Below are 10,150 nucleotides of genomic sequence, written 5' to 3'. Positions count from 1 at the left end.
CCCCTCCACCACCCTTCGGGTGGTCCCCCTCCCCCAGAGGGGGAGGAATAAAAAGGCCCCGCGGTCGCCCGCGGGGCCTTCGCATTCAGTCAGGCGGGCCAGATCAGAAGAGCAGGTCGCCCATGTTGATGCCGCCCTTCATCGAGGCGCCCGAGCGATCGCGCTCCTTCAGCGAGCCGGAGCCGAAGTTCCAGCGCAGGCCCAGCGTCCAGGTGGTGACGTCGTCGCCGCTGAAGCTGGCGATGTCCTGGTTGGCGTAGCCGGCGAAGAACGACACCGGCATGGTCTCCGGCTTGAACTCGGCCGACAGGCCCCAGCTGGTGACGCTGTCGATGAAGTCGATGTCGGCGTAGCTGACCGAGGCGCCCAGGGCGATGTTGTCGGTCGGGAAGTAGGTGGCGCCCAGCGAGGCGTTCCAGCCGTCGGCGTCCGAGCCCATCATGTCGATGGTGTTCATGCCCAGCGAGCCGGAGATGGTCGCCTGGTCGAAGTACTTGGCGCCTTCGACGCCCAGGCCCCAGGCGCTGGCCATCGAGACGTCGCTGGTGTCGAGGTAGACGCCGGCGGCGAAGCCGTCGGTGCGCTTGAACAGGTGCAGGGCGGCGTCGGTGAAGTTCATGGCGCCGAAGCCGGTGTCGACGCGGTGCACGGTAGCGTCGCCCTGGATGTTCCAGTCGCCGCCGATCCCGGTGACGGCGGCGCCGCCCAGGTTGATGACGTCCACTTCGTCTTCGACGTTGGAGTAGCTGAGGTCCACCTGGCCGGCGCCGGCGAAGGCCGGAGCGGCGGCGAACAGGGCGGCGGCGGCCGCGGACGCGACGAGAAGCTTCTTCATTTGGATAACCCCCGGGGTGCATCCGCCGGTTCGCCCGGCGGTTGTGCGCGACTTAGACCAAGCTTCACATTACCTGCAAGAACGTTGGTATTCGAGCCAAACGATCTGCGCCCGGGCGTGGCGGGGCGGCCACAGGGCGTGTCCCGGACGCGTCCGCAACTTGGCGTCCTCGGCCTGGCGTGAAGACTGGCGTGAAGAGCTGTGCGCAAAGAAAGGGCCCCGCGGTCGCCCGCGAGGCCCCAAGTCGTCCCTCGAGAGGAGGGTGTCTCAGATACCGGTCAGAACAGGACGTCGGCGAAGCCCATGCCGCCGTGCATGGAGGCGCCCGAACGGTCGCGTTCCTTCAGCGAGCCGGAGCCGAAGTTCCAGCGCACGCCGAGGCGCCAGCTGGAGGAGTCCTCGCCGAAGAAGTTCTCGTCCTGGCTGCGATAGCCGGCGAAGAACGACACCGGCATGGTGTCCGGCTTGAACTCGGCGGTCAGGCCCCAGACGGTGGCGTCCAGGTCCTCGACGTCCATGTGCTTGACGTCGGCGCCGATCGAGATGTTGTCGGTGGCGAAGAAGGTGGCGCCCAGGGTGGCGTTCCAGCCGTCGACGTTGTCGCCGCCGAAGAACGGGCCGCCCTCGGCCTGGTTGAGGCCGATCGAGCCGTTGATCGTGGCGCGGTCGAAGTACTTGGCGCCTTCGACGCCCAGGCCCCAGGCGCTCATCATCAAGACGTCGGTGCTGTCGGCGTAGACGCCGGCGGCCCAGCTGTCGTTGCGCTTGAACAGGTGCAGGCCGGCGTCGGTGAAGTTCAGGTTGGTCGACGGGCCGAAGAAGTCGACGTCGACGCGGTGCACGGTGGCCTCGCCCTGGATGTTCCAGTCGCCGCCGATCTCGGTCACGGCCGCGCCGCCCAGGTTGACGGCCTTGAAGTCGACGAAGCCGGCGTCGAGATCGGCGTAGCTCAGGTCGACATAGCCCGAACCGGCGAAGGCCGGAGCGGCGGCGAACAGGGCGGCGACGGCCGCGGACGCGGACAACAGCTTCTTCATGGGATCCCCCGTCAGCGCGCCGGGGAGGGGTCCGCGGCGGGCGGGTTCACCTACGAGGCGAGCGCAAGCTTTGCAATAACGCTGTTATCCATCCGTGTCCGGAGCGCCCCCGCCGTGGCCGCGGCGCCACGTTGCGAGGGGGGCAAATCCTCCCCCGAGCGCGCGAAGCGCGCGTGGGGGAGGGGGACCGCCGAAGGCGGTGGAGGGGGCTCCAGCTTGACGCGCCGGGGCCCATACCCACACGCTCCATCTCCGACCGGGGGCGACGATGGACGCGCCGAAGCTGACGGTGGAGCGCGCACGCCGTCTTCGGCGGAGGATGAGCCTGCCCGAGGTCGTGCTGTGGCGGGTCCTGCGCGCCGGGTTCGCGGGCTGCAAGTTTCGACGCCAGCACCCGTTCGGTCCTTACATTGTCGACTTCTATTGCGACGCCCAGAAGCTGGCCGTCGAGATCGACGGTTCGGGGCACGACCAGCCGGACGCCATGCGCCACGACGCGCGTCGCGACGCGTGGATTTCAGCCCGCGGCGTTCGGATCGTGCGGATTCCAGCCAGGGCGGTGCTCGCGGATCTCGAGGCGGTGCTGGAAGGGTTGCGGGAGGAGGTGGGCGCGCGGTAGCGGCGCCGTCGCGCCAGGGCGAGCCCCCTCCACCACGCTACGCGTGGTCCCCCTCCCCCAGAGGGGGAGGATTTAGTTGGCGCCCCCGCTGACCCGTGCGAGCTTAACCGTAACGAACGTCACCACCCCGGGGGGATCCCAATGCGCTCCATCATCGCCGCCGCGATCGCGGCCGGCCTGGCCGCGCCGGCCGCCTACGCCGCAGACGCGCCGGTCGCCGCCAGGAAGCCGTACGAGGTCGCCGCCCCCGCCGGCGCGCGCCAGGACGAGTACTACTGGCTGCGCGACGACACCCGGAAGAATCCGGAGATGCTGGCCTACCTCAACGCCGAGAACGCCTACACCGACGCGGTGCTGGCCCCGACCAAGGCGCTGCAGGAAAAGCTGTACGGCGAGATCGTCGGGCGCATCAAACAGGACGACAGCTCCGTCCCGTACCGCCAGCGCGGCTACTGGTACTACACCCGCTTCGAGACCGGTAAGGACTACCCGGTCCTGGCGCGCCGCCAGGGCGACATGAGCGCCCCCGAGCAGGTCATGCTGGACCAGAGCGCGATGGCGCAAGGCAAGGGCTTCTTCGCCGTCTCCGACTGGGTGGTCAGCCAGGACAACCGCATCCTGGCCTACGCCGAGGATACGGTGGGCCGGCGCCAGTACGTCGTGAAGTTCAAGGACCTGACCACCGGCCAGACGCTCGCCGACGAGATCCCCAACGCCGAGCCGAACCTGGTCTGGGCCGACGACAACAAGACCGTCTTCTACGTCGAGAAGGACCCGGTCACCCTGCTGTCGACCCGGGTGAAGGCGCACGTGCTGGGCACGCCGGCCAGCGCCGACAAGCTGCTCTACGAGGAGAAGGACACCTCCTTCTACATGGGCCTGGGGCGCACCCGCTCGGACAAGTACGTGTGCATCTACCTGCAGAGCACGGTCTCGACCGAGCAGCGCTGCTCGCAGGCGAACGCCGACTTCGCGAAGAACGGCGAGCCGGGCGGGTCCTACTTCCGCACCATCGCGCCGCGCCTGCGCGACCACGAGTACGAGGCCGACCAGCTGGGCGACCGCTGGGTGATCCGCACCAACTGGGGCGGCGCCAAGAACTTCAAGCTGATGACCATGGGCGACGGCTCCACGCGCTGGGGCGATCCCGGCCAGTGGCGCGACCTGGTGCCAGCGTCCAAGGACGTCTTCATCCAGGGCTACACCCTGTTCGACGGCTTCGTGGCCATCGACGAGCGCTCCGGGGGCTTGCGCCGCATCCGCACCCTGACCCCGGACGGCAAGTCCAGCTTCGTGGCCAGCGACGAGCCGGCCTACACCATGGGCTTCTCGACCAACGCCGAGCCGAACAGCACCAAGCTGCGCTACAGCTACACCTCGCTGACCACGCCCCAGACCATCTACGAGGTCGACGTGAAGACCGGCGCGCGCGAGATGCTGAAGCGCACCCCGGTGCTGGGCGGCTACGACCCGGCGAACTACGTCACCGAGCGGCTGTGGGCGACCGCGCGCGACGGCACGAAGGTGCCGGTCTCGGTGGTGTACAGGAAGGGCTTCAAGAAGGACGGCACGGCCGCCATGCTGCAGTACGCCTACGGCAGCTACGGCATCTCCACCGACCCGAACTTCTCGCCCTCGGTGGTCAGCTTGCTCGACCGCGGCATGGTCTACGCCATCGCCCACATCCGCGGCGGCCAGGAAATGGGCCGGGCCTGGTACGACGACGGCCACCTGCTGAACAAGAAGAACACCTTCACCGACTTCATCGACGTCACCCGCTTCCTGGTGAAGGAAGGCTACGCCAAGCAGGACCGCGTCGCCGCCATGGGCGGTTCGGCCGGCGGCCTGTTGATGGGCGCGGTGGCCAACATGGCCCCGAACGACTACCGCGCCATGGTCGCCCAGGTGCCGTTCGTCGACGTGGTCACCACCATGCTGGACGAGAGCATCCCGCTGACCACCAACGAGTTCGACGAGTGGGGCAACCCCAAGGACCCGACCTACTACAAGTACATGCTGTCCTACTCGCCCTACGACAACGTCGAGGCCAAGGCCTATCCGGCCATCTACGTCGGCACCGGCCTGTGGGACAGCCAGGTCCAGTACTTCGAGCCCGCCAAGTGGGTCGCCCGCCTGCGCGCCAAGAAGACCGACCAGCACAACCTGGTCTTCCGCGTGAACATGGAGGCGGGCCACGGCGGCAAGTCGGGCCGGTTCCGGAAGTTCCGGGAGACGGCGGAGAGCTACGGGTTCATCCTGACCGAGCTGGGAGTGGAGAAGTGATGCGAGCGCTGGCGCCGGGGGGCCTGGTCGCGCTTGCGCTATGGGGCGCCGGCGCCGCGACGGCACGGGCCGAGGACTACTACGTGATGATCGTGCTGCCGGATCAGATGTTCGCAGCCGACCTCGACAGCCAGGTGCGCGAGGGCGATTACGCGACCGTGCAGGTGCTCTACCTGGCTGCCGGGACTGAGCGCATCGGCTTTCATCAGATGAAGTCGAGCGTCTCGACCTATCGCCACGACTGCGTGCGTCGGACGATGACTTCGCTCGGCACGGTGACTTACGACGCCGACGGGAAAGAGATCGGCCGTAGCGGGCCGACCGGCGAGGTCGTTCCGCTGCGCGCTGAGGACGGAGGCGCCCTGGCGCTGATCTGTGAGCGCAAGACCGAGCCCTGGATGGTCCACTTCCCCGACAAGGACGGCGTTCGCCGTTTTTACGACGACTGGCTGAGGGAGCACGCGGCGTCTGGGGCCACGGGTTGACCCGGTGCGCGCCGCGATCATGACCACGTATTCCATCATCGTCATGAAGGACGGCTCATCGCCATCGGACGTCAGCCGGGGCGAGATCATGAACATCGAAGCCCCTTGGGACATGGTCGAAGCGATGGCGAAGTTCGCCCTCGCCCGGTACCCCGGCGCAGATCGGGCCGTCGTGGTGGACGAAATGGGTGTCACACACTGGGAATGGCCCGAGGTCAAAAAAGGCTGAGAGTAGGGGGCTTCGCGCTCACGCCGCGCCCTAGAACTCATCGGCTCGGCCCTCCGTACCCCTCTCCCCTTGCGGGAGAGGGAGGGGCCCACGCGAAGCGTGGGAGGGTGAGGGGTCGCGCCGCCGATTGCGGAGAAACCCCTCATTCTCCCACCTGGCCTTCGGCCACGCGGGCCCCTCCTTCCCCCGCAAGGGGAGAAGGGAGCTCGTTCGACCGCTCCAGGGCGTGAAAGCCCGGGAAGCCTACCACCGCCGCCGTGCGACGAACCGCCCCATCCGCTGCCCCCGACGGCGCAGCTAACCCCACGCGCTGGATGCGAGTCGGGGGAAGCGGCGTGAACATCGGACGGTGGGCCTGCAGGGCGGCGATCGGGGGTTTGGCGGCCGTAGCCTTCGGCGCGGCGGCGCAGGCGGGCGGCGGGCCGCTCAAGGTGCGACCGGACTCCGCCTGGCTGATCGTCGAGGAGGCCGAGGACGCCTTCTTCGACTACGCGCCGGCCTACGGCCGCATCGACCCAAATAGCGGCTGGCCGAAGCCGGAAGCTCTCGGAAGCTGGCGCGAGGTGAACGGCCGCCGCTGGCACGTCGTGAAGGTGAAGCCCGGCGACTACGTCATCGCCGGTATGGCGCTGTCGCAGAGCATCGGCTGTCTGAACGCCTCGACCGTGCGGTTCTCGGTCACCGGCGGGCAGGTCCTGTACCTCGGCGCCCTGGACGCCCGCGGCGCGGTCGAGCAGGCGGCCCGCCGCGCACCGCAGGGCGGCGGCCAGTTGACCTACGTTTCCGTGCTCGACACTCCACGGATCACCCTGTCCCAGACTGAGGCCGGCCGCGCCGCCGCCGAGGCGATCGCCGGTGCGCCGGTCGCCCTGGCGGCGCTGGAGAACGCCCGCTTCCGGACGCCGGACCGTGCGATTTACGGGCGCAGCTGCATGAACTGGATGGCGACGGCGGACACCAAGCCGGCCTGGGCGGAAGGTCAGGCACCCGCCGCCTACGCGCGGCCCCACGTCGCCGCCCTGCCGGAGGGGGCCGCGCCGCCGGTGCTCAGGTCGGCCGCCGCCGACGCCCCGGCCGCGCCGACGCCGAAATGGACCAACCTGACGGCCGGACTGGTGCTGCGCTATCAGCCGGGTTGGGGGATTCTGCACGGTGTCGGAGGCGAGGCGCGGGTCGATTGCCGGCTGTCCGCCCAAGGCCGGGCCGAGGACTGCAGGGTCCTCTCCGAGGCCCCCGCAGGCTGGGGCTACGGCAAGGCGGCCCAGGCTGTCATCGAGCGCCTGCAGGCGGACGCCGCCGCCCAGCCCGAACTGGTCGGCCAGCGATTCGAACAGACGCTGCGCTGGACCTCGCCCGGAGGAATTCCGGCCGTGCTCTGCGAGCAGTACCGGAATCGCGGCACGGCCGCCGCGCCGCCCGACGTCACCGCCGAACAGGTCGCCAGCCTAGTCCAGGCCTGCGCCGAACAGGACGCCGCGCGCTGGTGAGCGGCGGCCCGCACCCCGCGCCTTAGAACCCATGGCGGCGAGCTTGCGCTCGGGGCCGGGCTGGTCAAGGACCGGCCCGGACGGGCCGGCCGCGCCGCGGCGCGCGTGCCGCGCGTCCTTGAGCAGCCCGGTCCCGAGCGCTCCAATTCCACCATGGATCTAGGGCGGGCTCTGGGGCAGCCAGACCCAGTGCTTCGAACCGGCCAAGTGGGGCGCCCGCCTGCGCGCCAAGAAGACCGACCAGCACAACCTGGTTTCCGCGTGAACATGGAATAGCCCCGAAACGAGTTCCCGTCTCTGCGGATTGATTTCTTAGTTGTTACCGCCGCTTTGGGGGCTGACCGCGCGCGCCACAGCATACTTGAGCGCCTCTTCTGGCGTAACTCGCTCTTTTTCAAGCTTCCTATCGAAGTCAGCCACCGGCGAGCGAGGCAGAAGGTCCGGCTCTATCAGCTGCTCCCCCTCCAAGTATGCGAGTAGTGCCGAGGACAGCTCGACAACGTTCACCCACCTGAATGCAAGTTGAAGCAAGCTGGCCAATTCATGCACTTCAACTGTGACTAGGTCCGCCTCTGGATTAAGTCTCGCCTTTGGTGAATATTTGAATATTGGCGCCAGCGCTTCCTCGGAAGCGGCGGCATTTAAAGCGCGAACCTCCTCGGCCAACCGAAGGATGGCCCGGAACGCTGGCGTTTCCCTGCAAAGGCCTTGGACCCGGTCGAACTCCATGAAAGCCGAGTGCGACAACGCCTCAATCAGCACGTTCACCCGCAAAGTCCGGTTGATCCAATGCATCAGCAGGGACGTCAAAGCATCCCAATCCTTCGCGGGGACGCCATGGAACGTTCGCCGACGCGTGGCGTCCGTAATCCTGTAAGCCGCGTTGAAGCTCTCGACGTAGGGGCGCGGACTGACAACGCCATCGCGAACCTTGACGAGCGATACCGAAAGCAAGTCGGCCAGTTCGCGTCTCAATGCGGCACGAAACACCGCCTCATCGGCGGGGGTACCATTGAAAACCAAAGCGCGAAGAACATCGATGACCTCGCCGAATTCCGTGAAAACGTGAATCCAGTTGCCGGTCGGAAAGTCACCTTCGCCCCGCCGCGCGCTAGTCGTCTCCTCGTTCTTTCCGACCTCGTCAATGAAGCGTACGATGAACTCCGCGTCGTCGACCGTCTTGTTCGGGTATTTCGCGATAGCGGCCCTTGTTGACGCATCTATCGGTGCGGATTTCAAGTGCTTTGCTAGTGATTTATAGTCTTCTTTGAACTGCCAAACGTCCGCCCGCACAAAAGAGGCGATCTTTAATTTTCCGGCATTCTGGAGGTTGTAGGCTGCTCTATACTCCTGTTGAGTGATGCTTGTCCTGTCGTTTTCATTGTACCATCCGCCGACACGGTTGCCGATTAATAGCACGAAGTAATCGGCCTGCTGAATGCTTTGAAGGCAAGCCTCGTAAGAGTGTGTGTCAAGTGATTTGCTGAAGTCGTTAAACTCTGAGGCCAGAACGCGGCAGCCTTGTTCCTCCAGGAAGAACTTTATCCCGCTTCGAAGGTCCCGAAAGTCATATATTGTCGACGACAGAAAGAACGTAGGCTTCTTCACGTTAGCTCCACCGCGAATCTATAGCTCTTGTCCCGCTGATATTCCGCAGTCGCACCCGCCTCAAGCTCAGCCACCGGGAGCAGTGGACGGCCAAGACTTTCTTCCGGCCCGGAAGTCTCTCTAGCCTGCTAGCCGGCCCAGTGAGATGCGTCGTGCGGCTGAGGTCTGGGCCCTCGGGACAAGCCCGAGCGTCACGATCGAAGGCGACCGGCGGCGCGACCCCTCATCCTCCCACGCGGCCTGCGGCCGCGCGGGCCCCTCCTTCTCCCGCAAGGGGAGAAGGGAGCTTCTTTATTTCCCGGCCTTCAGCTCCCCGATCCGCCGCGCCAGCCGCCTTAGCGTCTCCGCCTGCGGGCCGGTGCCAGCGCGGGCCAGCTCGGCCTTCAGCGCCGCCAGCGCCGGGTCGTAGCCGCCGGCGGCGTGGACTCTCGCCATGGCGGCGTGGAACTCGGCCTCCGGGCAGCCGGCGCCGAACAGCCACCAGCCGGTCTTGCCGCCGGTGCGCTTGAGCACGCAGCGGCGCTCCGGGGCCAGGCTCAGCCACAGCACCGCGCGGAAGTCGTCCAGCGCCGTGCCGGCGAAGTCGTCGTGGCCCAGCAGGCCGCCGCTGGCGCCCGAGGTGTCCACCGTCTGCAGACCGGTCTTGACCACCGGCAGGGCGGCGTCGCCGACGCGGCGCTCGCCGTTGACCTGGCGCGAGACCTGCAGCGCCTTGTCGTTGCGCGAGGCGTACAGCGTGAAGCGCCGGCCGGTCTTGCTGAGCTTCGGCCACAGCTTGTCGAACTCCTCCACGCCCACGTCCGGGGCGGCCAGCACGACCTCGTCGAACAGCGGGGCTGCACCCGGGCGCTCGGCCAGGGCCGCCAGCGCGCGGGCCAGCAGGCGGTTGCCCATGGAGTGGGCGACCAGGTGCACGCGCTTGGCCCCGGTCTTGCGGCGCACGTCGTCCAGGAACTGGGCCAGGTCGCGCAGCGTGGCCTCGTCGGCCGCTTCCGCCGCGTCGGCCGAATAGCCGAACAGGTTCGCCTTCGACGGCCAGGAATACAGGATCGGCGCGCCGTCCAGGTGCAGGTCGGCGGCGATCTGGGCGGTGCGCAGGGCCGCGCCCTCGAAGCTGGTGTTGAAGCCGTGCACGAACACCACGACGTCGCCCGAGCCGGAGCGTGAAACCCGCCCGCGCACGCCGTCGAAGAAGCCCTTGGCGTCGCGGATCGGCTCGACCTTCTTCAGCAGGAAGTGCTTCTTCGGGTCGGGGCGCATCTCCAGCGAGAACACGGAATAGGTCGACACCTCGCCGACCTCGCGGTCGCGCGGCACGCTGACCGTCAGCTTGCCGTAGCTCAGCGGGCCCTTCTCCGTGCCGAAGTAACGGGCCGGCTCGCGCAGGCCGGTCGGCTTGCGGTGGGTGGCGTAGAACACCTCGACCAGGTCGAAGGCCTTGGCCTCCGGGGGCGGCGGCGGAGGCGGGGGAGGCGGAGGCGGCGGTGGGGGAGGCGGCGGCGGCGGGGGCGGCGGCGGCTTCTGCCAGGGCCAGCGGAACGGCTCCTTGACCGGCGCGGGCGGCGGC

Annotated in this window: 9 protein-coding genes; 5 read left to right on the top strand and 4 right to left on the bottom strand. The window is 67.8% G+C overall.

What is annotated here, in order from left to right; all coding sequences use genetic code 11:
* Window positions 1-103: 103 nt before the first annotated feature.
* Complete coding sequence (locus tag G3573_RS17070) at window positions 104-835, bottom strand: hypothetical protein (protein WP_163262805.1); 732 nt, start codon at window positions 833-835, stop codon at window positions 104-106.
* Between the two features lie 278 nt (window positions 836-1,113).
* Window positions 1,114-1,872 carry a hypothetical protein gene (locus G3573_RS17065; protein WP_163262803.1) on the bottom strand — a complete coding sequence of 253 codons (759 nt, stop codon included), beginning with the start codon at window positions 1,870-1,872 and terminating at the stop codon, window positions 1,114-1,116.
* A 268-nt stretch (window positions 1,873-2,140) separates the two neighbouring features.
* Here G3573_RS17065 and G3573_RS17060 point away from each other — a divergent pair, with 268 nt between their 5' ends.
* The 5 genes from G3573_RS17060 (at window position 2,141) to G3573_RS17040 (ending at window position 6,975) form a co-directional block, all read left to right on the top strand.
* Window positions 2,141-2,491, top strand: coding sequence for an endonuclease domain-containing protein (locus G3573_RS17060; RefSeq protein WP_163262801.1), 351 nt, complete (start codon window positions 2,141-2,143; stop codon window positions 2,489-2,491).
* Between the two features lie 141 nt (window positions 2,492-2,632).
* A complete protein-coding gene (locus G3573_RS17055; RefSeq protein ID WP_163262799.1) occupies window positions 2,633-4,774 on the top strand; it encodes a S9 family peptidase in 2,142 nt (713 codons plus the stop codon).
* Entirely contained in the window at window positions 4,774-5,259 is a 486-nt protein-coding gene (locus tag G3573_RS17050; protein WP_163262797.1) for a surface-adhesin E family protein, read from the top strand. The genes G3573_RS17055 and G3573_RS17050 overlap by 1 nt, the downstream gene beginning before the upstream one ends.
* 4 nt (window positions 5,260-5,263) lie before the next feature.
* A complete protein-coding gene (locus G3573_RS17045; protein WP_163262795.1) occupies window positions 5,264-5,488 on the top strand; it encodes a hypothetical protein in 225 nt (74 codons plus the stop codon).
* A 335-nt stretch (window positions 5,489-5,823) separates the two neighbouring features.
* Window positions 5,824-6,975, top strand: a complete 1,152-nt coding sequence (locus G3573_RS17040; protein WP_163262793.1) for a hypothetical protein — start codon at window positions 5,824-5,826, stop codon at window positions 6,973-6,975.
* A gap of 312 nt (window positions 6,976-7,287) precedes the next feature.
* Here G3573_RS17040 and G3573_RS17035 read toward each other — a convergent pair whose 3' ends face one another.
* Complete coding sequence (locus G3573_RS17035) at window positions 7,288-8,583, bottom strand: DUF4062 domain-containing protein (RefSeq protein ID WP_163262791.1); 1,296 nt, start codon at window positions 8,581-8,583, stop codon at window positions 7,288-7,290.
* Between the two features lie 291 nt (window positions 8,584-8,874).
* On the bottom strand, window positions 8,875-10,150 hold a 1,276-nt coding region (locus G3573_RS17030), incomplete at its 5' end, for an alpha/beta fold hydrolase (protein WP_276208742.1).

It is taken from the genome of Caulobacter sp. 17J65-9 (assembly GCF_010975005.1).
Taxonomy (GTDB): domain Bacteria; phylum Pseudomonadota; class Alphaproteobacteria; order Caulobacterales; family Caulobacteraceae; genus 17J80-11.
Note: the sequence above shows the minus strand (reverse complement) of the source record. Positions and strands in the feature narration are given on the sequence as shown.

What these genes read in the sequence shown, in the direction of transcription:
- G3573_RS17070 (WP_163262805.1), bottom strand. Translation starts at nt 835, where the DNA reads ATGAAGAAGCTTCTCGTCGCGTCCGCGGCCGCCGCCGCCCTGTTCGCC.
- G3573_RS17065 (WP_163262803.1), bottom strand. Translation starts at nt 1,872, where the DNA reads ATGAAGAAGCTGTTGTCCGCGTCCGCGGCCGTCGCCGCCCTGTTCGCC.
- G3573_RS17060 (WP_163262801.1), top strand. Translation starts at nt 2,141, where the DNA reads ATGGACGCGCCGAAGCTGACGGTGGAGCGCGCACGCCGTCTTCGGCGG.
- G3573_RS17055 (WP_163262799.1), top strand. Translation starts at nt 2,633, where the DNA reads ATGCGCTCCATCATCGCCGCCGCGATCGCGGCCGGCCTGGCCGCGCCG.
- G3573_RS17050 (WP_163262797.1), top strand. Translation starts at nt 4,774, where the DNA reads ATGCGAGCGCTGGCGCCGGGGGGCCTGGTCGCGCTTGCGCTATGGGGC.